Annotated in this window: 19 protein-coding genes and 2 rRNA genes (1 of these 21 cut by a window edge); 13 read left to right on the top strand and 8 right to left on the bottom strand. The window is 63.2% G+C overall.

Translation table 11 applies throughout. The features are described from left to right. Positions 1–941: ribosomal RNA gene (locus ACLV74_RS20045) — 23S ribosomal RNA — on the top strand; it begins 1,939 nt to the left of the window's first position. A gap of 143 nt (positions 942–1,084) precedes the next feature. After that, positions 1,085–1,197, top strand: a 5S ribosomal RNA gene (gene rrf, locus ACLV74_RS20040). Between the two features lie 227 nt (positions 1,198–1,424). On the opposite strand, the gene ACLV74_RS20035 is transcribed toward rrf, so the two are convergent. The 3 genes from ACLV74_RS20035 to ACLV74_RS20025 form a co-directional block, all read right to left on the bottom strand. Further along, positions 1,425–2,345 carry an MBL fold metallo-hydrolase gene (locus ACLV74_RS20035; protein ID WP_411881177.1) on the bottom strand — a complete coding sequence of 307 codons (921 nt, stop codon included), beginning with the start codon at positions 2,343–2,345 and terminating at the stop codon, positions 1,425–1,427. Positions 2,346–2,369: 24 nt separating this feature from the next. After that, positions 2,370–4,055, bottom strand: a complete 1,686-nt coding sequence (locus tag ACLV74_RS20030) for an AMP-binding protein (protein WP_411881176.1) — start codon at positions 4,053–4,055, stop codon at positions 2,370–2,372. A gap of 75 nt (positions 4,056–4,130) precedes the next feature. Then, positions 4,131–4,871, bottom strand: coding sequence for an FFLEELY motif protein (locus ACLV74_RS20025; protein ID WP_411881175.1), 741 nt, complete (start codon positions 4,869–4,871; stop codon positions 4,131–4,133). Positions 4,872–4,938: 67 nt separating this feature from the next. Between ACLV74_RS20025 and ACLV74_RS20020 the strand changes: the two genes are divergently transcribed. The 7 genes from ACLV74_RS20020 to ACLV74_RS19990 all read left to right on the top strand — a co-directional run bounded on the left by ACLV74_RS20020 (position 4,939) and on the right by ACLV74_RS19990 (position 13,974). Further along, positions 4,939–5,445, top strand: a complete 507-nt coding sequence (locus tag ACLV74_RS20020; protein ID WP_411881174.1) for a hypothetical protein — start codon at positions 4,939–4,941, stop codon at positions 5,443–5,445. 16 nt (positions 5,446–5,461) lie between these two features. Next, positions 5,462–7,072, top strand: coding sequence for a GMC family oxidoreductase N-terminal domain-containing protein (locus ACLV74_RS20015; RefSeq protein WP_411881173.1), 1,611 nt, complete (start codon positions 5,462–5,464; stop codon positions 7,070–7,072). Between the two features lie 44 nt (positions 7,073–7,116). Beyond that, complete coding sequence (locus ACLV74_RS20010; RefSeq protein ID WP_411881172.1) at positions 7,117–8,025, top strand: esterase/lipase family protein; 909 nt, start codon at positions 7,117–7,119, stop codon at positions 8,023–8,025. A gap of 140 nt (positions 8,026–8,165) precedes the next feature. Further along, entirely contained in the window at positions 8,166–8,834 is a 669-nt protein-coding gene (locus ACLV74_RS20005; RefSeq protein WP_411881171.1) for a helix-turn-helix transcriptional regulator, read from the top strand. Between the two features lie 64 nt (positions 8,835–8,898). Continuing rightward, positions 8,899–9,546 carry a Crp/Fnr family transcriptional regulator gene (locus tag ACLV74_RS20000; protein ID WP_411881170.1) on the top strand — a complete coding sequence of 216 codons (648 nt, stop codon included), beginning with the start codon at positions 8,899–8,901 and terminating at the stop codon, positions 9,544–9,546. A 261-nt stretch (positions 9,547–9,807) separates the two neighbouring features. Further along, entirely contained in the window at positions 9,808–10,749 is a 942-nt protein-coding gene (locus tag ACLV74_RS19995) for a M4 family metallopeptidase (protein ID WP_411881169.1), read from the top strand. 198 nt (positions 10,750–10,947) lie between these two features. Further along, entirely contained in the window at positions 10,948–13,974 is a 3,027-nt protein-coding gene (locus ACLV74_RS19990; protein WP_411881168.1) for an ATP-binding protein, read from the top strand. Here ACLV74_RS19990 and ACLV74_RS19985 read toward each other — a convergent pair. Together ACLV74_RS19985 and ACLV74_RS19980 are read right to left on the bottom strand one after the other, a co-directional pair. Further along, the gene (locus ACLV74_RS19985) at positions 13,917–14,660 is read right to left on the bottom strand and encodes a class I SAM-dependent methyltransferase (RefSeq protein WP_411881167.1); all 744 of its coding nucleotides are present in this window, start codon (positions 14,658–14,660) and stop codon (positions 13,917–13,919) included. The genes ACLV74_RS19990 and ACLV74_RS19985 overlap by 58 nt on opposite strands. A 21-nt stretch (positions 14,661–14,681) precedes the next feature. After that, positions 14,682–15,200, bottom strand: coding sequence for a hypothetical protein (locus ACLV74_RS19980; protein ID WP_411881166.1), 519 nt, complete (start codon positions 15,198–15,200; stop codon positions 14,682–14,684). Positions 15,201–15,604: 404 nt separating this feature from the next. Here ACLV74_RS19980 and ACLV74_RS19975 point away from each other — a divergent pair, with 404 nt between their 5' ends. Further along, the gene (locus tag ACLV74_RS19975; RefSeq protein ID WP_411881165.1) at positions 15,605–16,717 is read left to right on the top strand and encodes a response regulator; all 1,113 of its coding nucleotides are present in this window, start codon (positions 15,605–15,607) and stop codon (positions 16,715–16,717) included. Further along, a complete protein-coding gene (locus ACLV74_RS19970) occupies positions 16,714–20,166 on the top strand; it encodes a response regulator (protein WP_411881164.1) in 3,453 nt (1,150 codons plus the stop codon). Before ACLV74_RS19975 ends, ACLV74_RS19970 begins: the two co-directional genes overlap by 4 nt. On the opposite strand, the gene phhA is transcribed toward ACLV74_RS19970, so the two are convergent. Genes phhA through hppD form a run of 3 tightly spaced genes read right to left on the bottom strand, consistent with a single transcriptional unit; the run spans position 20,151 to position 23,061 of the window. After that, the gene (gene phhA, locus ACLV74_RS19965; RefSeq protein WP_411881163.1) at positions 20,151–21,059 is read right to left on the bottom strand and encodes a phenylalanine 4-monooxygenase; all 909 of its coding nucleotides are present in this window, start codon (positions 21,057–21,059) and stop codon (positions 20,151–20,153) included. The two genes, ACLV74_RS19970 and phhA, sit on opposite strands and share 16 nt — an antisense overlap. After that, positions 21,047–21,862, bottom strand: coding sequence for a transporter substrate-binding domain-containing protein (locus ACLV74_RS19960; protein WP_411881162.1), 816 nt, complete (start codon positions 21,860–21,862; stop codon positions 21,047–21,049). Before ACLV74_RS19960 ends, phhA begins: the two co-directional genes overlap by 13 nt. Positions 21,863–21,915: 53 nt before the next feature. Beyond that, positions 21,916–23,061 (bottom strand): 4-hydroxyphenylpyruvate dioxygenase, encoded by a 1,146-nt coding sequence (gene hppD, locus ACLV74_RS19955; protein WP_411881161.1) that lies wholly within the window; start codon positions 23,059–23,061, stop codon positions 21,916–21,918. Positions 23,062–23,179: 118 nt separating this feature from the next. Here hppD and ACLV74_RS19950 point away from each other — a divergent pair, with 118 nt between their 5' ends. Together ACLV74_RS19950 and ACLV74_RS19945 are read left to right on the top strand one after the other, a co-directional pair. Beyond that, positions 23,180–23,653 carry an Lrp/AsnC family transcriptional regulator gene (locus ACLV74_RS19950; RefSeq protein WP_411881160.1) on the top strand — a complete coding sequence of 158 codons (474 nt, stop codon included), beginning with the start codon at positions 23,180–23,182 and terminating at the stop codon, positions 23,651–23,653. A 288-nt stretch (positions 23,654–23,941) separates the two neighbouring features. Then, positions 23,942–24,685 (top strand): N-acetyltransferase family protein, encoded by a 744-nt coding sequence (locus tag ACLV74_RS19945; protein ID WP_411881159.1) that lies wholly within the window; start codon positions 23,942–23,944, stop codon positions 24,683–24,685. Positions 24,686–25,000 lie beyond the last annotated feature (315 nt).

Below are 25,000 nucleotides of genomic sequence, written 5' to 3'. Positions count from 1 at the left end.
TGCACGAATGGCGTAATGATGGCCACACTGTCTCCTCCTGAGACTCAGCGAAGTTGAAATGTTTGTGATGATGCAATCTCCCCGCGGAAAGACGGAAAGACCCCATGAACCTTTACTGTAGCTTTGTATTGGACTTTGAACAGATCTGTGTAGGATAGGTGGGAGGCTTTGAAGTGTGGTCGCTAGATCGCATGGAGCCAACGTTGAAATACCACCCTGGTGTGTTTGAGGTTCTAACCTAGGTCCATTATCTGGATCGGGGACAGTGCATGGTAGGCAGTTTGACTGGGGCGGTCTCCTCCCAAAGTGTAACGGAGGAGTTCGAAGGTACGCTAGGTACGGTCGGACATCGTGCTAATAGTGCAATGGCATAAGCGTGCTTAACTGCGAGACTGACAAGTCGAGCAGATGCGAAAGCAGGACATAGTGATCCGGTGGTTCTGTATGGAAGGGCCATCGCTCAACGGATAAAAGGTACTCTGGGGATAACAGGCTGATACCGCCCAAGAGTTCATATCGACGGCGGTGTTTGGCACCTCGATGTCGGCTCATCTCATCCTGGGGCTGTAGCCGGTCCCAAGGGTATGGCTGTTCGCCATTTAAAGAGGTACGTGAGCTGGGTTTAAAACGTCGTGAGACAGTTTGGTCCCTATCTTCCGTGGGCGCTGCAGATTTGAGGAAGCCTGCTCCTAGTACGAGAGGACCGGAGTGGACACACCTCTGGTGTACCGGTTGTCACGCCAGTGGCATTGCCGGGTAGCTATGTGTGGAAGAGATAACCGCTGAAAGCATCTAAGCGGGAAACTCGTTTCAAGATTAGATCTGCCGGGGCCTTGAGCCCCCTAAAGAGTCGTTCAAGACCAGGACGTTGATAGGTCAGGTGTGGAAGCGCAGTAATGCGTTAAGCTAACTGATACTAATTGCTCGTGCGGCTTGACCCTATAACTTTGATTAATTCGAAGTTGTTATGCCAAGTTGACGCATTCAAAAGGCACAGCTCAGCAGCTGTGCGAATCTAAATACAGGCTGATTTACTCTATGAATTCGATGGGTTGTTCTTTGGACAACCTGTCAACAAGTTATGCCTGATGACCATAGCAAGTTGGTACCACTCCTTCCCATCCCGAACAGGACAGTGAAACGACTTAGCGCCGATGATAGTGCGGATTCCCGTGTGAAAGTAGGACATCGTCAGGCTCTTACAGCAAGGAACGCCCGGTTGATTTTTGATCAGCCGGGCGTTTTCTTTTGTGCGTCCGGTATATAGCCTGGTCGCTAGTAATTAAAAAAAAGCCCGCATGGACTCATGCGGGCTTTTTGCTTTTGCGATGCGCCAAAATGCGGCGCGAAAACCAAGCGATGGGGGGTGCGCTGGCTCCGCGGAGAAAGCAGACCCTGCGGGCCGGCGTGATCGACCAAGTCGCTCAGCGATTCTCAATCAAAATTCCGTCTCTCTTTGCCACGCCGGCAGTGACTAGTTCAGCGCTCAACTGCTCTACCCACGCAGTAACCGGGATATCTGCGAAGAACTTGTCTTTGATTTGCATGAAATACGGCGTTGCAACGGCCCACCGCACAAACTCGTTGAAATCCTGGCGTTGGATTTCGAGTAATTTGAACTTCAACAAGACCTTGGCTGCGTGGCGTGCATGCCTGGACGGGTTGCTGACAAATGAATCCAGGCGTTGACGCGCATGTGCCAGCGCTTCAGGCGCGTAAGCGAAGACGCGGCCATGTCCGGGAATGACGGTTTTAGGGTTCAACCGCTCAATCAAATCAAGGGTCGCGGCAACTTCGGAGAACGCTTCGGCTCCCTCCAGCTCGGGAAACACCACGCCAAAACCGTTCTCCCACAGGGCATCTGCAGAAATCAGCAGCCGGCTTTGAGGCTCAAAGAAGATCAGTGAGTAGGGATCATGTCCAGGCGCCGCGTGAACTTGCCACATTTCTGCTCCGAACCGCGTGGAATCTCCCGGTTGGAGCGCCTGCGTGAAGTTGAATTGCGGGCAAAGCTGCCCCGTCGGCAAATAAGTCAGTGCAATCGGGTCCCAATTGGCGACCTGTTGTGCATGACCGGGAGGAATAAGGGTACGGAGATCAGGGTAACGCGCCTGCAAAGCCGCATTTCCGCCGCAATGATCGCTGTGCAAATGCGTATTCACGAGAACATCGAGAGGCCGCGAGCCCAAGATCGACTCAACGAGCGAGAGCGTCTGCGGCGAATGCGTGCAATAACCGCTATCGACCAGGGCGGTTTCGTCGCCGCCTGTGAAAAGAATATTGTTGGCAGAAAGCCAACCGCGCTCGAAAACATGCAGGCCGGCAGGCAAATTGGGTGCGGCCATCAGCTGCGGCCGGCTAAATAACACTCAGGCTGACGCGCGCAATTCACGCCTGAGGATTTTTCCGACATTGGTTTTGGGCAGGTCATCGCGAAATTCAATGTATTTGGGCCGTTTGTAACCCGTGAGATGCTGCTTGCAATAGGCACTCACGTCGTCCTCGGTCAGTGTAGGGTCGTTTTTGACCACAAAAACCTTGATGGCTTCGCCTTGTTTGTCGTCGGCAATGCCGACGGCGGCGCATTCAATAACGCCAGGGCACAGGGAAATCACATTTTCGAGCTCGTTCGGGAAGACATTAAAGCCCGAAACAATGATCATGTCCTTTTTGCGGTCGATGATTTTGGTGTAACCGCGCTCGTCCATGATGCCGATATCGCCGGTGCGCATAAAACCGTCGGATGTGAACGCTCTCCTGTTCTCCTCAGCTTGCCGGTAGTACCCAGTCATGACCTGCGGTCCCTTGATGCATATCTCGCCGGGCTCTCCGAGCGCCAGTGACGCCCCTCCATCATCCTTGATGGCGATCTCGATGCTGGGCAAAGGCAGGCCAATGGTGCCGGTGAACTCCCTGTTGGTCACCGGGTTGTTGGTGCCGATGGCGCAGGTCTCACTCATGCCCCAGCCTTCGATCATGGGGCAGCCCGTGACTTGCAGCCAGTGTTTCGCCGTGCCTTCGGAAGCCGCCATGCCGCCGGCCTGCGACACGCAAAGGTTTGAAAAGTCCACCGACTTGAACTGCGGATGCTGGAGCAGGGCATTGAACAGCGTATTGACCGCCGGCAACAGGTGAAAGGGCCGTTTCTTGAGCACCTCGATGAATTTCCCGAAGTCGCGCGGATTGGGAATCAGCGTCAGATGGGCGCCCCACCGAATGGTGAGCAGGCACAGCGTCAGCGCGAAGATGTGATACAGCGGCAATGCTGCGATGTTGTTGGTTTTGCTGACGTCGCCTACCCGCTTCAGGGCGGGCGTGAACCATTCTTCTGCCTGCAAAATTGCGGCGACGATGTTGCGATGGGTGAGCACCGCGCCCTTCGATAAGCCCGTGGTTCCGCCGGTGTACTGCAGAAAAGCGACGGAGTCCAATGTACTCTGCGCGGGCTTGAGCGTCAGGCGGCTGCCGTCGGCGATCGCGCGATTGAACGCGGTCACCTTGCGGCCATCACCCAGAGAAAGCTTGTACGCCGGCACCAGCTTGGCGAGATGGCGGACAGCAAACGTGATCCATTGCCCGTACCAAAAACCCAGCAGATCCCCCATGGACGCCATGACGACGTTCTTCACAGGCGTGCGTTCAATCACCTCCGCCAGGGTGGCAGCGAAGTTCTCCAGGATGACGATCGTCGTCGCGCCGGAATCACGCAGTTGGTGCTCCAGTTCGCGCGCCGTGTACAGCGGATTGACGTTCACGCAGGTATAACCTGCGCGCAAGATCGCTGACATGGTGACGGCGAACTGCGGCACGTTCGGCAACATGATGGCGACGCGCGCACCGGGTTCGAGGCCCAGGCTCTGCAGCCATGCGCCCAATGCCGATGAAAGACCGTCGAGCTGGCCGTAGCTCATCCAGCGGTCCATGCAGACCGAGAAAGGTTTGGACGCATTCTTCTTGAACGAGTCTTCCAGCAGCTGGGTCAGTGAGCGAAACTGTTCGGTGTCGATCTCGTGCGAAACGCCTTCGGGATAACTCTTGAGCCAATGCTTGTTCATACAAACTCCTTACGGCTCATTGTGGAAGGCGCCTGGCGGAATCCGTATGGGGCTTGTCCTAATGCGGGCGCTATATCAGGGCCCGGCAGCCAGCAAATGGCCCAATCTGGTCTCGCAGGTGACAGCATCGTCCTCGAACAGCGAATGAATCCATGCCGTCTCGCGGTCCTTGATCACCTTGAGGAACTCGCCGGCGCCGCGCATATTGGCGAAGGCGTCGAAGCCGGTTTCCAGGAAATGCTGCAGCGAATTCAAGCCGGCCGCGGTCGCGGGTCCGCGCATCATCTTGAGCAAAGTACGAAGCCCGAACATCTTTGTGAGGCGATCAAGCTCCTGACCCAGATGCAAGACTACCTCAAGCTGCTGCTTTCGCGCCGCGATGTCTCCCACGCGGCGCCAGCAGCGGATGTAGCGGGCGCACTCGTCGCCTGGCGACAGGGCCGCAGTATCCGCCAGCCATTCGCGTGCCATCAGGTCGTCGAGTTGCTCCGTCAGCGCATGCACTTCCGCGAGTGCGGCCGCGGTGTTGACCACAGGCTGCGGAAAGAGTTTGGCAATAGTGCCGGCGATGCGCGCGAACTGCTGGTCGCGCTCGGCATAGTCCTTGTCGCTGTAAAGCTCCTGCAGGAAGAAAGTGGCCGCCGTCTTGTACCGGTGGCTGTGCAGCAGGTCGGAATAAGTGGCCTGAAATCGGCGTGCCTGAAAGCGCTTGACCTCGGCACTGGCTCGGGCCAGTGGCGGGTCGGCCCTGTGCTGTTGCCGGAGCTGCGCAACTGTCTGTAGCGCGTCGTGAATTTGTTGTGCGGTGGCGTCCATACAAACCCGGAGTTTATCTAGGTACGGCCCCCTATTGAAACTTAAATGCCCATGCGAAACTGCCTGGATGCAAAGAAGAACGCTCCTCAAGCTCGGCGCCGCGTCGGCCGCGGTGCTGCTGGTCGCCGGCGGCACGGCTGCTTTGCTGCAACCCGGACTCGAGGGCGGCACGCTGAGCACTTCGGGCCGCGAGGTGTTCTCCGCCGTCGGGCGCGCCGTGCTGGACAAAACCCTGCCGGCAGACGACGGTGCGCGGCAGATCGCATTGAACGGCCTGCTCAGCCGCGTCGACGCGCTGCTGCTGTCCTTGCCTCCTCACGCGCTGGCCGAGTTATCGCAGCTGCTGGCGCTACTCGCGAGCGCTGCGGGCCGGCGCACGCTGGCGGGGCTGAGTCAGCCTTGGCCTGAAGCATCCGTCGCCGACATCCAGCTAGCGCTTCAGGACATGCGCCTGTCACGGCTCGCATTGCGCCAGCAGGCCTACGCCGCCCTGCATGAAATCACCGCGGGCGCGTATTTTTCCGACCCGGCCAGCTGGCCGCTGCTGGGCTACCCCGGCCCGTTGAAAATCTGAAGGCCACGAAAGCAGCATGAGCCAATTGAAAGATCCGATCCGCGAAGGCCTTGCGCGCGGCTGGAAAGTCATGGGCGGCGGGCTCGCCTCCGCGCCGCAAAACATACTCTGCGACGTCGCCATCATCGGCAGCGGCGCCGGCGCCGGCATCACGGCCGAACTGCTGGCCAACGCTGGCCTGCAAGTCGTGATCATCGAAGAGGGCCCGCTCAAAAGCAGCAGCGACTTCAACCAGAAAGAATCCGAAGCCTATCCGTCGCTGTACCAGGAAAGCGCGGCGCGGAAAACCGAAGACAAAGCCATCAACATCCTGCAGGGGCGTTGCGTGGGGGGCTCTACTACCGTGAACTGGACCAGTTCGTTTCGCACGCCGGGCTCCACGCTTCAATTCTGGCAAGACCGGCACGGGCTGGACGGCTACACCGTGGAAGCGCTGGCGCCCTACTTCGCCCAGGCGGAGCAGCGCCTGAACATCACACCCTGGCTGGTGCCGCCCAATGAGAACAACGACCTGCTGCGAAGGGGCGCGGCCAAGCTCGGGATTCCTGCTTCGGCGATCTCGCGCAACGTCAAAGGCTGCTGGAACCTCGGCTCCTGCGGCCTGGGCTGCCCGACCAATGCCAAGCAATCCATGCTGGTCACCACCATTCCCGCGGCGCTCGACAAAGGCGCGCAGTTACTGACCGAGACCCGCGCGGAAAAGTTTGAGCTGGCCAACGGCAAGGTCACCGCGCTGCTGTGCCGCAGCCTGAATGCCAACGGCACGTCGGCAGGCTCTGTCATCAAGGTTATCGCCAAACACTACGTGCTCGCCGGCGGCGCGATCAACTCGCCGGCCGTGCTGCTGCGCTCGCAGGCGCCCGACCCGCATGGCGTGCTGGGCGCGCGTACCTTTCTGCATCCCGTCGTCATGTCCTCCAGTGTGTTCGAGCACAAAGTGGAAGCCTGGAGCGGCGCGCCGCAAACCATTTATTCCGACCATTTCCTCGAGACACAGGCGATCGACGGGCCCATAGGCTACAAGCTCGAGGCGCCGCCGCTGCACCCGGTCATCTTTGCGTCGACCGTGCCCGGTTTCGGCCAGGGCCAGCATGACCTGCTCAAATCCTTCCCCTGCAACCACACCCTGCTCGCGCTGCTGCGCGACGGCTTTCACGACGAATCCCGGGGTGGCCAGGTCAAGCTGCGCAACGACGACTCCGCCGTGCTGGACTATCCGTTGACGGGCTACGTCATGGAAGGCGCGCGCAGGGCGTTGCTCTCCATGATGGAAATCCAGTTCGCGGCGGGTGCGAAGCAGGTGTTGCCGCTGCATGAAATGGCGCAGCCCTATACCTCCTGGGCGCAGGCGCGCGATGCGGTCAATGCCTTGCCCATGAAGCCCTTGCTGACCCGAGTGGTGAGCGCCCACGTCATGGGCGGTTGCGGCCTGGCAGGCAACGAACGTCACGGCGTTACCCGTCCTGACGGGGTGCACTGGCAACTCGAGAACCTGTCCATCCACGACGGCTCCCTGTTCCCGACCAGCATAGGCGCTAATCCGCAGCTGTCCGTTTACGGCATCGTGAACCGCCTCGCTCAAGTGCTGGCTGCGCGGCTTTCGGGCCGGTCTGTCACACTGGCCTGACATACTGCGGGTTGATTCCGCCGCGTTCTCCTTTTGCCTGACTCATGCTGGCCCAACTACAAAGACTCATTACCCTGTCCCTGGTCGCCGCCGCCATTGGCTGGCTGCTCTGGTTTCGCGGCGACTCACCTGTACTGGCCGTCACGGGTTTTCTCGTCATCGCGCTGGGCTACACCGCTTTCCTGGCACTTGAATTCGTTTTCCTCCACCACGTCAACAAACGGGACCCGGCGCCGCAACCTACCTGGATGGAACTGCTACGCGCCTGGGTGGGCGAGACCTTGACGGCGCCGCGCGTGTTTTGCTGGCGCCAGCCTTTTCGCATGAACGTGGTGCCGGACAGGCTTGCGCCCGCCGCGGCAGTCCACGGGCGCCGCGGCGTCGTGTTTGTGCACGGCTTCTTCTGCAATCGTGGTTTGTGGACGCCTTGGCTCCGGCGCGTTCAGGCCGGCGGCCGCGCCTTTGTCGCCGTCAACCTCGAACCGCTCTTCGGCTCCATCGACGACTATGCGCCCCAGATCGACGACGCGGTCCGGCAAGTCACCGAGGCCACGGGCTTGCCGCCGCTGCTGGTATGCCACAGCATGGGCGGGCTGGCCGTGCGGGCATGGCTCAAACGCATGCGGGCCGAGGCGCGCGTGTTTCACGTCGTCACCATAGGGACGCCGCACCGGGGAACCTGGCTGGCGCGTTTCGGCCACGGCCACAACGGCCGCCAGATGCGGCTGCTGTCCGACTGGCAGGCACAGCTGGACCACGAAATGCCGGTCGGCCGCCACGCCTTGTTCACCTGCTGGTATTCCAACTGTGACAACATCGTGTTCCCGACCTCCACCGCCACCCTGCCCGGGGCGGACAACCGCCTGGTGCGCGGCGCCGCCCACGTGCAGATGGCCTTCTTGCCGCATGTCATGGATGACACCTTGGCCATGCTGGAGCGCGAACCGCCCTGAAAAGGGCGGGGTGTAGCTGAGGCACGCGCGAGTCGAGTGCTTGTGTTGATGTGAATTTGTCACAGAAATGAGCGGTCATATTCACTATCTACATTTCGTGACGCTTTCTATGCTCATCTATTTGTAGGATGGAGCGCCCCGTGACCCTGTACGCACAGCCCAATGCCGCCTTCCTGGAGCTTGCCTCCGCATTTTCCCCGGATGAAACAGGCTCGGATTCGGCACCTGCGCTGCTGATGCTGCTGGTGGATGAACTGGCCCATGGGGTGCTTGTCGTCACCGCCCAGGGGCGCATCCTGCATGCCAACCAGGCGGCCCGGCGCGAACTCGACCATGCCGCTGTTCTGGGTGCGGAAAAGGGTGAGCTCAGGGTGCTCATGCCGGCCGATGCCAAGGCTTTCCAGAGCGCCATGGGCAAGGCCATCGCCGGAAAACGCGGGCTCATCAAGCTGGCGGCCGAGGGCGTGGATTTCACGTTGGCACTCGTTCCGCTACAGCGGCAGGCAGGCATCCCCTGCGACCGGATCGCGCTCGTGCTGTCACGCGTCGGGGTCAGCGAGTCCGGCGTGTTTGGCGCGTTTGCCCGCAACCACGGCCTCACGCACACGGAGGAGCAGGTGCTGGTCTTGCTGTGCCGCTGCCTGAGCACCCCCGAGATCGCCATCCAGATGAAGGTCGCCGTCTCCACCGTGCGCAGTCACGTGCGCAGCCTGTGCGCCAAGACCGCCTCCAGCGGCGTGCGCGAACTGGTCAATCGCGTGGCGATCTTGCCGCCCATCGCCCCATTGCCGCTCGGACAAATCCATTAAGCGATTGATCGCCGCAACGGGCCGGCACGTGCTAGATTACGACTCTCCTCATGAGTCTCTGCATATGCCTCCCGAAGAAGACCTTTACGCCAATTTGATACCTGAATTACGCACTCTTGCCATGCGCGGCGTGGTGCGAAGTTACCCCAAAAAAGCGGTCGTCATCAATGAAGGCGAGATCGGGGACAGCCTGTTTGTGCTGCTCAAGGGCAGCGTCAAGGTGTTCTCCATGGACGAAAGCGGCCGGGAAATCACCTACGGCAGGATTCATTCAGGCGATTATTTCGGTGAAATGTCGCTCGATGGCGGCCCTCGCTCCGCTTCGGTGATCACCCTGGAGCCTTGCACTTGCGCTGTGCTGAGCCGTGCGGAAGTGAGCGAGCACTTGGTGGATGAGCCAGGGTTTGCCATCAATTTGGTCGTCCAGGTCATTCGCCGCGCCCGTTCGGCCACCGAGGCCGCCCGGAACATGGCGCTGCTGGACGTCTATGGCCGCCTCATCGCCGTGCTGGAAGAGCACGACGACGTGACCACCCGCAATACCGCCGCAGGCCTGACCCTCGAGTCCATCACCCACCAGGACATTGCCAGCCGCGTCGGCGCCTCCCGCGAGATGGTCAGCCGCCTGCTCAAAGACCTTGAAAAGGGCGGCTACATCGAAATGGGCACCAAGCGCATCACGCTGCTCAAAAAACTCCCCAGCCGCTGGTAGCTGGCCGGTGGTTGCCTTTCTCTCGGGCCTTGCCGTGAACCGGGCTGCCCAGCAGCGCGGCTTGCCGCGCGCGGGCTCTCTTTGCACAGAGGTGCCGCATTGGTGAAACCCGCCTACAACTGTTTTTGCTTTGCCATTCCTTCCAAGCTTTTTCGCAAACTCGCCGAAAAAGCCGGTGAAGACGCCCGCAGCCAGCTCCATGGCCACCTGGAAAGCAGCATGCGGCTGCGCGCGCACCGCAACATTTGCGCCAGGCAAGGGGTGCCAGCCGCTCCCCCGGTGCCGTCGCCCCAGTCGTTCATGCCGGCCCTGGCCTATCGCCGCAGTATTTTTAATGCCGGCACCGACACCGACCTGCCGGGTAAACCCGTGCGGCATGAAGGAGACAAGCCGGTCCGGGACCTTGCCGTCAACCAGGTGTATGACAACACCGGCCTCGCGCTGAATTTTTACCACCAGGTTTTCGGGCGGGATTCCATCGACAACCGCAGCATGCGCGTGGACTCGGCCGTGCATTTCGGCAAGAACTTCGCCAATGCCATGTGGACCGGCGAACAGATGGTCTACGGCGACGGCGACCAGAACGTGGGCGGTTTTACCGAGGCGCTGGACATCATCGCTCACGAGCTGAGCCATGGCGTCCTCCAGCACATGATTCCCGGCGGCCTGGGGGTGTACCGGCTGCCCGTGAAAGACCGCGAATTCCGCGAGCAGACCTATGCCCTTCAGGGCCAGGCGGGCGCGCTCAACGAATCCTTTTGCGACGTCATGGGCAGCATGATCAAGCAGTGGCATGCGGGCCAGACGGTGAGCCAGGCAAACTGGCTGCTGGGCGAAAACATGCTGGCGCCGCAGCACGGCAAGGCCATACGCTCCCTGAAAGACCCCGGCAACCGCAAGCTCACCTGGTACGACGACGACCAGTTCAAGACCATGGAGCAATTCGTTGACGGTGCCGACGTCCACGACAGTTCAGGCATACCCAACCACGCGTTTTATTTGGCCGCCAAAAAAATAGGCGGGCACTCCTGGGAGAAAGCGGGCCTCATCTGGTACGAGGCCTTCGCCAAACTCAAACCCAAGGCCGGTTTCCTGGATGCGGCGCGCGCGCCGGGCCGCGCGGCCGGCGCGCGCTTCGGCAGTAAGTCGAAAGAGTACAACGCCGTTGTCGCCGCCTGGCAGGCCGTGAAGGTGCTCACTTAAGGCGAAACCACTAATGCCTTGATTTGTTGAGGGCGTCGTGCAACGATTCGGCTTATGGGTTTTCCTGTTGTGGAGAGGGACAAAAAAGAGATGTCGTTGCGCTGTGTATCGTGCCTGAACGTGAATCCGGTTTCCAACCGGTTTTGCGGTAACTGTGGCGCCGCCTTTGGGCCCAGTGTGCAGGAGCCCGCGAGCGCCTTGCCCACGCTGCCGCCGGAAATTCAGTGGGGTGCGCTCAAGCATGCCACCATCCTGTTCGCGGACGTCGTCAGCTCCACAGAGCACGTGGCCGGGCTCGATCCCGAGCAGGCCATGGAGCAATTGCGGCCCGCCGTGCAGCGCATGTGCAATGCCGTGGAACGCTTCGGCGGCACCGTGGTGCGCACGCTGGGCGATGGCATCATGGCCTTGTTCGGCGTGCCCCGCGCGCTGGAGGGCCACGCCAGCCTGGCCTGCGAGGCCGCGCTGGCGATGCAGTCGGCCTTCGACGGACAGGGCCAGGGCCTGCGCATCCGCGTGGGCCTGCACTCGGGCCAGGTGGCGCTGGATCCCGAAGCGGTCGACGCCACCCGCGGCGGCGGCGTACACGGCCATGCCATCCATCTGGCCAGCCGCGTCGTGGCGCTGGCCGAGCCCGGCGGGATTTGCCTCACGGCCGACTGCCTGGCACTGGTCCGCTCCGCCTGCGACGCGCGGCCCATGGGCAAGCACCCGCTCAGGGGTATCGCGGAGCCCGTCGAACTGCACGCCCTGCTGGGCATGAAAAACGACGTGCAAAGCCACAATTTCCACGAGGCGGCGCTGTCGCCCTTCCGGGGGCGCGCGCAAGAGCTCAGCGCGCTGCAGGCCGCGCTGTTGCGCGCCGAAAACGGCGAAGGCTCCGTCATCGGTTTGTCCGGCGCGCCGGGCACGGGCAAGAGCCGGCTGTGCCACGAATTCTCGCAGTGGTGCCATGTCCGCGGCATTCCCGTGTCGGAGGTCCGCACCCAGCTTTATGGCCATGCCACACCCCTGCAGCCGGTGCTCCTCCTGCTGCGAAGCTGTTTTTTCCACATCACGCAGGCGCACGATGCGGCCGGCGCGCGCGAATGCATTGCGCGGGGCCTGGCAAAGCTCGGTACCGTGTCGGCCGACGACCTGGCCCTGCTCAGCGAATTCCTCGGTGTGGCCGACGCCGACAGCCAGCCCTGCACGCTGAACGCCAAGGCGCGCCGCGCACGGCTGCTCGGTTTGCTGCATGAACTGGTGAAGCAGGCCGGCGCGAGCACTTCCGTCATTGTTTTTGAAGACCTGCATTGGCTGGATGAGGCCAGCGCGGAATTTCTTTCGGCGCTGGTGTACGCGGTCGCGGGCACGCACACCCTGCTGCTGCTCAACTACCGGCCGGTCTACCAGGCGCCGTGGTCGGCGTTGCCCCACTTCAAGGCCATGCCGCTGGCGGATTTGAGCACGGCCGATACCCAGGCGCTGGTGTACGAACGGCTCAAGCATTTTCCCGAACTGCAGGACTTCTTCCCGCTCATCGTCGAACGCTCCGCCGGCAACCCGTTTTTTGCCGAAGAGCTGATGCATTCGCTGATCGAAAAAAGCGCGTCGCTGGGCGTCTCCGGCCACAGGAAAGCGGACATCGCGTCCCTGGTCCACGCGCTGCCCGCCACCGTTCAGGCCGTGATCGGTGAGCGCATAGACCGGCTGGTGGCCACCCAGAGGACGCTGCTGCATATCTGCGCCGTGATCGGCAAGGAAATTCCGGTGGCCGTGCTGGAAGAAGTCGCCGTCTACCTCGTAAGCCAGCTGGAAACCGGCCTGGACGGCCTGTGCGAGGCCGAACTGCTGCAATTGCTGCGGGAAATCGCCGGCGGCCGGCGCTTTGCCTTTCGCCATCCGCTCATCCAGGAAGTGGCCTACAACACCCAGCTGCGGGCGCGGCGGGCCAACCTGCATGCCGCCGTGGCCATTGCCATGGAAGCGCACTACAGCGCGCAGCCCGGCGAGTTTGCCGCGCTGATCGCCTATCACTACGAAGCCGCCGGGCAGTTCCTCAACGCTGCGCAGCATGAAGCGCGCGCGGCCAAATGGACGGGCTCGACCAACTCCGGGCAGGCGATCAAACACTGGCGCAAGGTGTGGACCTTGCTGGACGGGCAGGAGCGCTCACCCGGCATAGATCTGCTGAGGGCCCTGGCGGGCGGGCGCATCATGTACCTCGGCTGGCGCGAAGGGCTGGACCCGCAGGAGGTCCAGAAAATCAGCCACGAGGCGATCAACCTTGCCAGGCAGGCCGACACCCGCCTGGAGCAACTGCTGCTGTTCGCGCAGGGGCGCATCGTGCAGTCGGGCGGCGGGCCTGCGGATGACTACGTCGCCTGCGTCCGCAACGCGCTGTCGCTGACGCCCCCGGGCAAAGACAGCGGGCGGGTCGCCATGCTCAATGTGGCGCTCAGCCAGGCGTATGGCTGGGCCGGGCTGCTGGAGCAGGGGCTGGACGCGAACGATGCCGCGCTGCTGGGAATCGCCCACATCGACCAGTTCGACCGCGAGTTCATCGATTTCAGCATTGAGCAGTGGCTCTTCGGCATCCGCGCGCGCCTGTTGATACGCATGGGCCGGCTGGAAGAAGCCCAGCAGTGCCTGCAGCAGATGGAGGCCGCCGACGGCGGGCTCAACGATCCGGTGATAGAGCAGATTGCCCATTACCTTTATGTGGAGCTGGCCCTGTGTTATCGCGACACGGCGCGCGCGCAAAAGCATTCAGCCAGGGTATCGAAAATCGCGCAAGACCACAAAAGCCCGTATTCAAGGGCCTTCGCCCTTTGGTGCGGAGGCCTGGTCGAAGCCACCGCCGGCAACCTGGAGTCGGCGCAGCAAAACTATTCGCAGGCGCTCGAATTGATCATGGGCACCCGCGCCGCCGTGGAGTTTGAAACCGAAATCCGGGTCAGCCTCGCGGAGCGCCATTACCAAGCGGGCGATTACGAGCAGGCCCTCGCCGCGGCCAAGGAAGCGCTGGCGCTTTCGCAGCAACGCAGCAACCGCCTAACCGAATGCCGCGCGCTGATTGTCTGGGGCGGCGTCCTCGGGCAAAAAGCCGATGCCGACTCCTGGAACGAGGCGTCGTCGCTGTTCAACCAGGCGGAGCAGTTGATCACCCTCACCGGGGCCCGGCTTTATGAATCGGGGCTGGTCAGCGAGAGAGGCCGCCTGGCGCAATTGATGGCGCGGTGAGCGCCGTGGCCAGGCTCCTGGAGGGCGGACGTTCGCACGAGCAAGGTGTATTCGTCCGGCAGCCCGTAGTCCTGCAACACCTCCACCGTGGCGCCCAAGGCCTGCTCGCAGTGGCGCTGCCAGCGTTCAATCGGTGCCCGGTAGAGTTCCGGCGGGCCTGCTTCCCCGGAAGCCGGCGGCGCGAGGAAATTGACCGCAAACCCGTTGCGGCTGTTGTTGCGCATGTCCGCCAGGGTGCCGGCGACAAAGCTTTCCCACAAGGCCTGCGGCTGGTCCAGCTTGACGTTGAAGATGCCGCTGGCGACCGAATAGTCGGCCGTGCGAGGGCCGGCGCCGGCCACCAGGAACTCCGTCAGCGGGCGCTTGTGCCACAAACCGCGCGCCTGCGCGACCATGGCGGCCGACAGGTCCACCCCAAAGTAGTCGATGTGCGTGTGCCTGTAGCGCCTGGCCAGAAAGGCCAGCAAAGCGCCGTAGCCGCAACCGATGTCATTGAGCGAAAACGGCGCGCCGTCGAAGCGGTGCACGCGCAGCAGTTGCTCAAAACGCAGTTCCTGCGTCGGCACGCAAGGCCAATCGACGCCCAGTGGCGTGGCGCCGTGGAGCTTGACCTTGTGCGTGTAATACCGGTCGATGCCCGCGTACAGCGCCGCGAAAGGATGGTCAGCGGACAGGCGCCCGGTCATGGTGGGAGCCTGTCACCCTGATCACTTCTTGGCGGCGGCTTTCTTCGCGGCCGGTTTTGTGGCGGTCGACTTTTTGGCCGCGGAAATCGGCTGCATCGGGATGGAGATCGTGAGGTAGTCCTGTTCCAGGTAATGGATGGGCTGGCTCTTGTCGATGATCTTCACTTCGGTGTTGGCCTTGTCGCCGCGCATGTCGTGCGAGGTGAAGAAAACCGGCAACGGCGTCTTGGAAGCCAGGTTCTTGATGAGGGCGCCCACAATCGCTGCGTCGCCGTCCAGGCCCTTCTGGTTGGAGCCGTGCCGGTACAGGTTGCCCAGCAGGTTTTGCCAGAGGTTTTTGACCTCGTTGTTGCGGGCGCCCAGGTTCAGGACGGCGCAGCTGGTTTTGAACGAGCGGCCCTTCTTGAAGATCTTGAACTCCTTTTGGAGGTCGACCATTTCCAGGATGCCGCCGAAGTGCGAATCCTTGCCCTGCGAGGGAGCAAAACGCAGGTTCAATTCATCCAGCATCGTCCCGATGTAGATGTCGTGTTCTTTCATGAAAAGGCCCATAAATTTCTCCTGCTGTTACGGTTGATGGAATGGCTGCGCGTCTATCAAAACCCAGTGCGCTCCAACGCTGTGTCGGAACGATTTTTTTCGGGACACCGTGCGTTTTCGCTCGCGGCTCCTCTTTTTAGAGGATATCGTAAGCGAAGTAACAAACTTTTACGTCCTCATTTTGTAGGAGGCGCCACCCGGCGCCCGGGATTGAATGTGATATGGGGCGTGGCGGCTCCATTGCGCAGGGCTATGGCTGCGGAGCCACCGCCGCGTCCCGCAGGGGCAATTCCCCGGGGCGCACGAAAAATCGCCCGATTAGCGTCCCTGCGCCGTGATTTCCTTGGCCGTTACCGACAAAATAAGCACCTTTAATCTTTAGAACAAATAGCGAGACTCCCGGTATGCCCTTGATAGTGGTGATTGATGATGACGCAGGCACACGCATGCTGGTCACCCAAGTGCTGAAAAAAGAAGGCCATGAGGTCATGGAAGCCGACGACGGCGCCAAAGGCCTGGAACTGATCCGCGAGTTCCGGCCGGACGTGGTGGTGAGCGACATCCAGATGCCCCAGCTCGACGGCTTCGAGGTACTCGACCGGGTGCGCAACGACGACGCGCTGGCCACCACCGCCGTGATTTTGCTGACGTCGCTGCAGGACCGCACCCATATGCGCCAGGGCATGACCACCGGCGCCGACGACTACCTGACCAAACCCTTCGCCCCGCAGGAGCTGCGCGAGGCGGTCAACGCGCAGCTCAACAAGCTGACCCGGGCGGAAGCCATGCGCGCCCAGGTGGTGGGCAAGGCCGTGCAGCTGGCGCTGGTGGAGCAGGGCCAGAAGATCAGCGACCTCTACGAGATGCGCATGGCCCAGTCGCTGAGCCAGCAATGGCCCGAAACCGGCACGGTGCAGGACAACGACAAATTCGCCAGCGCCTCGGTGCTGTTCGCCGACATGCGCGACTACGGACTGTGGACGCAGTGCCTGTCCGGCCCGGAACTCAGCGACATCGTCAAGCGGCTCTACAGCAGCGTGGGCGACACCGTCTACCTGTTCGGCGCGCATTACATGCAGTTCGTCGGCGACGGCATGCTGTGCGTGTTCGTCGACGCCAACGACACCCGCTCGGTCAACCACGGCCTGCGCGCCATGCGCGCGGCGCTGGGCCTGGCCGACGCCACCAAGCGCATCGATGCCTATGTGCGCCAGCGCTTCGCCGAGCGCGGCCTGCCGAACTTCTCGCTGGGCGTGGCCGTGCACAGCGGCCCCGTGGCCTTCGCGCGGCTGGACGGCCTGATAGGCCGCTCCGGCCAGACCACGCCCATAGGCGACACCGTGGCCACGGCGCTCAGGCTGTTCCAGGGCCAGCCGCCGCTGGACTGGACGATTGCCGCCAGCGTGCAAGCCACGCGGCTGGTGACCGGCGCGGTGCGCACCGGCCGCCGCGCGCTGGTGCAGGTCGCCGGGCGCGCCAAGCCGCTGGACACCGTGGAAATCGTGGGGCTGGCATGAGGCCGCCCTGGCTCGCGGCCGCGGCCGGCGGCCTGCAGGGGCGCAGCTGGTCGCTGCGCACGGTGCTGGTCACCAGCCTGCTGCTGTTTTCCGTCGTGCCCGCCGCCACGGTCGGCTGGTTTTTGTACCGCAGCAACCTGCAAAGCGTGCAGACGCTGGCCGAGAAGACTGTCGACGGCGTGGTGCAGCGGGTGCAGATCGTCGCCCAGGAGCATGTGGCGCAGGCGCACGTCGTGCTCAACGGCCTGGTTCCCGAGCAAGCCGGCGAAGCGGGCGTGGCGCGCGCGCGCCAGCTGATCCAGAACCCGGTTTTGTTCGAGCAGACCGCATTTGCCATGGCCCGCATGACGCCGCGTGTGCCGCAGATGGCCCTGGCCACCCACCGCGGCGAATACCTGGGCGTGGAGGCGTTGTCGCAAAGCGGCAGCGGCGCCACCCAGGTGGCCGTGCGCAAGGAGGGTGGCCAGGGCCGCAGCTATTTTTCGGCTGAATACCCGGGCGACCGCCGGCAAAAGGCCCGGGAAGACGGCGCGAACTACGAGCCTCGCACCCGGCCCTGGTACCAGGCCGCCATGGAGAACAAAGGCCGCAGCTTCACCGCCGTGTCCCCCTCGGTCGAGCAGAACCAGTTGCTGATCACGCTGGCGCAGCCGGTCTACGGGGGCGACGGCGGCGCGCTGGGCGTGTTCGCGGTGGACCTGCACCTGGCGCAGCTCAAGGAGCAACTGCAGACCATGGTCTTCAGCGCCCATGGCACCGCCTTCATCCTCGACGAGCGCGGCCTGCTGGTCGCCAACTCGACGATAGATCCGTTGTTTACCAGCGCCGGCGGCCGTCTGGAACGCAGCAAGCCGCTGGACAGCCGCAACGGCATCATCCGCAGTGCCTACAACGAGGTAGCCTCCAGCCTGGGGCAAACGCTGCCAGACAGCGTGCAGCGCGTGGCCTTCCTGCGCCGCGTGCCCATGGAGGACGACACGCTCATCGTCGTGCTCAAGCCCTTCGGCGAAAGCCTGGGGCTGCGCTGGAGCCTGGTGGTGGCCGCGCCCGAAAGCGATTTCGCCGCCGCCAGCCAGGCAGCCCTTCGGCAGACGCTGGCCGTGATGGTGTTTGCGCTGGTGCTGGGCGCTCTGCTGGCCACCTGGCTGGCCTACCGCCTGAGCCGCCGCTTCCGGGCCTTGAGCCTTGCCGCCGCGCAACTGGCGCGGGTCGAAGTGCCGCAGGTGCAGCAGAACGCCCGCATCACCGAGGTGCGGAAGCTCTCGCAGGCCATGCACGACAGCGCCGAGGAAATCGTGCGCAACCGCGCCGCCATCGACGCGCAGAACATCGCCCTGCAGGACGCCAACGAAACGCTGGAGGCGCGCGTCGCCAGCCGCACCGCCGAACTGGCCGCGTCACGCGAGGAAGCGCTTGCCGCGGCGCGCGCCAAGGCCGCCTTCCTGGCCACCATGAGCCACGAGATCCGCACCCCGCTCAACGGCGTGGTGGGCATGACCACCTTGCTGGCCGACACGCCGCTGGACCCCGAGCAGCGCGACTACCTGCACACCATGCGCATCTCCAGCGACCAGCTGCTGGGCGTGATCAACGACATCCTGGACTTTTCCAAGATCGAGTCCGGCAAGCTGGACCTGGAAAACGAGCCGCTGAACCTGCTGGCCACCATCGAGGAGGCCTGCGACATAGGCGCGCCGCGCGCGCGCGAAAAAGGCCTGGAGCTGCTGGTCGACATGGGCGACGAGCTGCCCACCTGGGTGCGCGGCGACGTCACGCGCCTGCGCCAGGTGCTGCTCAATTTCGTCAACAACGCCGTCAAGTTCACCGAGCACGGCCAGGTCATCGTCTCGGCCCACGTGCTGGAAGATGCCACGCCGCAGCAGGGCGGCCTGATCGAGTTTCGCGTCAAGGACACCGGCATAGGCATCCCGCTGGACCGGCAGTCCGCGCTGTTCCAGTCCTTCACCCAGGTCGACACCAGTACCACCCGCAAATACGGCGGCACCGGCCTGGGGCTGGCCATCTGCAAGCGCCTGGCCGGCCTCATGGGCGGCGGCGTCGGGCTGGAATCCGCGCCGGGCCGGGGCTCCACCTTCTGGTTCACGGCGCGCCTCGGTTATGCCGATGCGCCGGAAATCGCCCAGCTGTCCTCGCTGCACATGGTGAGCCTGGCCGGCAAGCGCGCGGTGGTGGTGGACGACACCCCCGTCAACCTGCGCATCCTCGACAAGCAGCTCAGGCGCTGGGGCATGGAGCCGGCGCTGTTCGAGCGCGCCGGCGAGGCGCTGGACTGGCTGCAGGGCCACCCGCCGGTCGACGTGATCGTCACCGACATGCACATGCCCGAGATGGACGGCCAGACCTTTGCCCAGACGCTGCGCGAGCGCCACCCGGGCATACGCATCGTGCTGCTGACCTCGGGCACCATGCCCACCGGCGAGCAGGCCAGGGTCTTCGACGCGCGCCTGCTCAAGCCCTATCGCCAGTCGCAGCTGTTCGAGGCGATCGCCCGCGTCACCTCGGCGCCGGAAGCCGCCAAGGCGGTGGTCGAGCCCGGCAAGCCCGAATCGCGCAACCAGTTCATCCTGGTGGCCGACGACAACGCCGTGAACCTCAAGGTCGCGCTGGCCATGCTGGCCAAGCTGGGCTACGAGGCCGCCACCGCGCTCAACGGCCGGGAGGCGGCCGACCGGGTCGCCGCCTCGCTGCGCGCCGAAGGCGGCGTGAGCAGCCGCGACGGCCCCCGGCCTTATGCCGCCATCCTCATGGACGCCAACATGCCGCTGATGGACGGCTTTGCCGCCTCGCGCGAGATCATCGCGACCCACGGCGCCGCGGCGCCGCCCATCATCGCGCTGACGGCCTCGGTGCTGGAGGAGGACCGCCAGCGCTGCCTGGCGGCCGGCATGGTGGGCTTTTTGCCCAAGCCGCTGCGCATCGACGAGTTGTCCGAAGCGCTGGCCCGTTACGCCCGCAAGCCCGAGGATTCCGATGCCGCGAGGATCATGGGCGCCGAAATTGTGCCCGCCGAGGGCCAGCCGGTGAACGGCGGCGACGCCTCAGCGGCCCCCGTGGTCCTGATGGACTGGAGCCGGCTCGAGCAGTTCAAGGAATTCGACGACGAAGAGCGCAGCATGACGCGCGAGGTCATCGCGCTGTTCGCCAGCGACGCGCCCAATCGCATGGCCGATATCCGCGCCGCGCTGGCGGCGTCGGACAGCGCCGAGCTGTCGCGGGCCGCGCATGCGCTCAAGGGATCGGCCTCCAACGTGGGCGCGGAAGCGCTCAGCGATGCGTGTTTTGTGCTGGAGCAATCCTGCCTGCAGGGCCAGTGGCCCGTGGATGCGGCGCAGCAGGTGGGCCGGCTGTGTGAACTGGCCGAGCGGACCCGCCAGGCACTCAATGACTGGATGGTCAATCCAGTCCAGGGCACTCAGGCGGGGGCTTGAGCCTGCGCAAGCTGCTGGTAGAAGGGCGTGAAGTCCGGCTCCGTCAGCCGCAGCAGGGCCTCGAAGCTGTCGATCACGAAATACTGCTGCTGGAAGGTATCTATCTTGTAGGTCGAGGACATGCAGCGCAGCAGCTCGGCGTTGTCCCGCAGCGGGATGCGTCTGGGCTCAGGCGACCGCACGCTCCAGGCCAGCTCGCCCGGGCTGCTCAGGATGCCCGCGCCGTAGGCCCGGACTTCATCACCGCCATTTTTATCGCGCAGCAGGCCGAACTCGATGGTGTACCAGTAGAGGCGCGACAGCATCTCCACCGCGCCGGGAATCGGCTCTGCGCCGTTTGAGCCGTGCTCCAGCGCATGCGCCTTCAGCGCGCCCTTGCCGTAGGCCTGGATGTGGTCGGCGTAGCTGGGGTCGAACAGCAGCGGCACGTGGCCGAACAGGTCGTGAAAGATGTCCGGCTCGACGATGTAGTCGAACTCGGCCGGCGTGCGTATCCAGTCCGTCACCGGGAATTTGCGGTTGGCCAGCAGCGTGAAAAACGGCACCTCGGGTATCAGCCCAGGCACGCCCACCAGCTGCCAGCCGGTGGCCTTGAACAGCCGTTCGTTGACGTCTTCAAAGTGCGGGATCGCGCCGCTCTCGCCCAGGCTGGGCAGGGCCTCGATAAAGGCGCTGCAGGCCAGCCCCGGCAACAGGGCCGACTGGCGCGTGTAGAGGCGCCGGTAGGTCTCGTGGTCTTCCGCGGTATAGGCCGCGTAGTTTTGCGCGCAGGTGTAGTCCGCGTTGACCTGGCCGCCGCGCGCGTAGTCGCCGCGCGGCGGTCGGTCGGACTGGCCGTACACCGCCGGCGGCGGTGTGTTGCCGCTGTTCTTGCTGTCGGCTACTTCAGCCATTGGCTCTCCACGCGCTGGTAATCGCCGCCGGCGCGTGCCAGGTGCAGCCACTGGTCGACGTAGGCCTTGAAGGCCACGTCGCCGCGCGGCAGCAGGTACGCCATTTCGCCGTACTGCAGCGGTTTGTCGGGGTTGATGGCGCACAGGCCCGGTTTGAGCCTTTGCTGGGTGATGGCCTCGGCCGATTCGGTGACGAACACGTCGGCGCGGTTGGCCAGGATTTCGTCAAAGATGGTCAGGTTCTCGGGGTTCAGCCGCATCTGCGCCTGCTTGAAGTTGGCGCGGGCAAAACGCTCGTTGCTGCCGCCGGGGTTGAAGATCACGCGCGTCGTGGGCTTGTCGATGTCGGCCACCGTCTGGTACTTGGCCACGTCGGCGCAGCGCGCGATCGGCGTCTTGCCGTTGACCATGTAGGGCGCGCTGAAGAAGGCCTTCTTCTGCCGCTCGGTGGTCACCGAAATGCCGCCAACCGCCATGTCGCATTTGCCGGCGGTCATGTCGGGCATCAGGTTGGACCAGCTGGTCTTGATGTACTCGGGCTTCACGCCCAGGCTGGCCGTCAGCGAGGCCATCAGGTCCACGTCTATGCCCTCAAACGTGCCGTCCGGTTTCTGGAAGCTGAAAGGCTTGTAGTCGCCCGGCGTGCAGATACGCAGCACGCCGGCTTTCTGCACGGCGTCCAGGCTGGACGCGGGCAGCACGCTGACAACGGTCTGGGCCGAGGCACCGGCGCAGGCCAGCAAGGCCGCCGAGACCAGGCCGAGCGCGGCCAGGGGATGCTGCAATTTCAGTCGAAGGGACATGGCAATCTCCGTGAAGGGATGGGTCAATCGGGGCTTTATTGTGCGCCCGCCCGTCAGCTCGCTTTGGCGCCCGCCAGCACCCCGCGGCGCATCTGGTCCAGCTCAATGCTCTCGAACAGCGCCTTGAAGTTGCCCTCGCCGAAGCCGTCGTCGCCCTTTCGCTGGATGAACTCGAAGAAGATCGGGCCCAGCTGGTTCTCGCTGAAGATCTGCAGCAGCAGCGCGCCCTTCTTGCCGTCCACCAGGATCTTGCGTTTCTTCAGGTCCGGCACGCTTTCGCCGTGGCCCGGGATGCGCTTGTCCACCAACTCGTAGTAGGTGTCAATGGTGTCCAGCAGCTTCACGCCGCTGGCGCGCAGCGCGTCCACCGTGGCGAACAGGTCGTTGCTGCCCATGGCGATGTGCTGTATGCCTTCGCCCTGGTATTTGTCCAGGTACTCCTGGATCTGGCCGGCCTTCTCATTGCCCTCTTCGTTGATCGGGATACGGATTTTGCCGCAGGGGCTGGTCATGGCTTTGCTCTTCACGCCCGTGACCTGGCCTTCGATGTCGAAATAACGGATCTCGCGGAAACTGAACAGCCGCTCGTAAAACCCGGCCCACTCGTCCATGCGGCCGCGGTGCACGTTGTGCGTCAGGTGGTCGATGTAAGTCAGGCCGTGGCCGGCCGGGTTCAGCGCATCGCCCTCGACGCCGGGCAGCGGCTCGAAGTCCACGTCGTAAAAGCCGATGTTGCCGATCTCGCCGGGCTGCGCGCCGTTCTTGCCGCGCCATTTGTCGATGAAATAAATGATGGAGTCGCCGATTCCCTTGATCGCCGGGATGTTCAGCTCGCCCGGGCCCGCCGTGTGGGCATAACCCCAGGCGCCCAGTGAAATGGCGCGCTCATAGGCGAACTTGGCGTCCTTCACGCGAAAGGCGATGGCGCAGACACTGGGGCCGTGCTGGCGCGCAAAGCGCTGCGCGAACGAGTCGGGCTCGGCGTTCAGGATGAAGTTGATGCCGCCCTGGCGGTACAGCGTCACGTTCTTGTGGCGGTGTTTGGCGATGGGCTTGAAGCCCATGCGCACGAACAGCGCCGCCATGGCGGCCGGGTCCGGCGCCGCGTATTCGATGAACTCGAAACCGTCGGTGCCCATGGGGTTGTCCCAAGCCGCGCCTTTTTCAAAGTTCAGGGCGGCGTCGGTGCGTGCGTTCATGGGTGTCTCCAAAAAATGTGGGCTATGAGTTTGACTTTAGCGGCGCCGGCCCTCAGTTTTACTGCGAAATAGGGCGTTTGAGTTGCCTTTGACGCAGTAAACCTGCAAAATTAAGCGCATGGAAACACTTGACAAGCTAGACCGCCAGATTCTGCGCAAGCTTCAGGACGACGGCCGCGCCACCTATGACCAGCTGGCCGAACAAGTGGGCCTGTCGCCCAGCGCCGTGCTCAGGCGTGTCAAGCGGCTGGAGGAAAGCGGCGTCATCGACCGTTATGTGGCGCTGGTCAAGCCCGAGGCCGTGGGCCTGGGCCTCACGGCCTACCTGAATGTGCGGCTCGAAAAGCACACCGAAAGCCACAAACGCAACCCCATGGACCTGTTCCGCGCCAGCGTGCAGACCTGGCCCGAGGTCGCGGAATGCGCCGCGTTGACCGGCGAGATGGACTATCTGCTGCGTGTGCTGGTGCAGGACATGGCCCACTACAGCCGCTTCATCATGGATACCCTGCTCAAGCACCCCAGCGTGCAGGACTGCAAGACCAGCTTTGTGCTGGACCGGGTCAAAGCCACCACGGCCGTGCCTTTGTAAGGGATGGAGCGAGTCAGCCCCGCGTCAACAAGCAGGTAGCCAATGGCGTGCAATGGTGTGATGAGGCCTTGAGTGGCGGGATGACGGGTGCTTTGTTGTTGTAATGAAACACCCGGCCGTTTTGTGAAATTCCTGCGGCCTGGCCTTGCCAGGTCTTTTTGTAGTGCAAAAGTTCGCGTTGACGGGGTGGCAGGCGCTCATGATCCGAGAATTGGCAAAGCTCCCTATAGACCTCAGGGGAGAAGCCCTTAGACTGGGAATTCTAGGGAAAACCCTTATATTGAAGCCATGGTTTCACCCGGCACATTTCTCAAGGCATCCTACAACGCAAGCAGGGAGTTCTTCCGCCCACCCGTTGTTGCAACGTCGCACGTCCCACAACAAGCAGCCGCCCCACGCGTCCAGCCCGTCATGGTCCCCATCCGTTCCATAGGCCCCAGCCATGGGGAGCGCATCGCGACCCACTTGCTGGCGCTGGGCGAACACGACCGTTACCTGCGCTTCGGCTACTCGGCCAACGACGAACAGATCCGCCGCTACGTCAACGGCCTGAACTTCGACCGTGACGAGATCTTCGGCATCTACAACCGCAAGCTGCAGCTGATCGCCATGGCCCACCTGGCGCACTCGACCGACCCCAACCTCAAAAGCTGCGCCGAATTCGGCGTCTCGGTGCTGGCCCAGGCCCGCGGCCGTGGCTACGGCTCGCGCCTGTTTGACCGCGCCGTCATGCACGCCCGCAACGACGGCGTCGACATGATGTTCATCCATGCGCTCAGCGAAAACACCGCCATGCTCAACATCGCCCGCAAGGCCGGCGCCACCATCGTGCGCGACGGCTCTGAGAGCGAGGCCTACCTCAAGCTGCCGCCCGCCGACCTGGATTCGCGCATGACCGAAATGGTCGAAGAGCAGATCGCCCAGACCGACTACCGGCTCAAGGTGCAGGCCAAGCAGTTCTGGGATTTGCTGGGGGTGATTCAGGAAGTGCGGCAAGGGGTGAGGGACGGCAGGGACCGGATGCCCATGTAGTTTTGACCTTGCAGGTTGGGGCTGTGGCGGTTCTTGTTCTTGGGGTGTGCTCGTTGATGAGGCTTGCTGGCCGGGGTCGCCCGGCATGCGACTCACTTTTTTTGCTTCGCCAAAAAAAGTAAGCAAAAAAAGGCGACCCTGGTTGCTGCGTCCCTCCGCTTCGCTGCGGGCAACCTGCGGTGCTCGGTCCAGCCGGGGTCTGGCTAAACTCGCTACGCTGCGCTTCGCTTGTATGGTTAGGGTGCTGGGGTGAGGAACCACACATTCGCAATCGGCCGTTCACAGCGGACCGACAGTCTGAGCAATTCCCACCCC

Origin of the sequence: Polaromonas sp. YR568 (assembly GCF_943369415.1) — a bacterium.
GTDB lineage: Bacteria > Pseudomonadota > Gammaproteobacteria > Burkholderiales > Burkholderiaceae_C > Polaromonas.
Note: the sequence above shows the minus strand (reverse complement) of the source record. Positions and strands in the feature narration are given on the sequence as shown.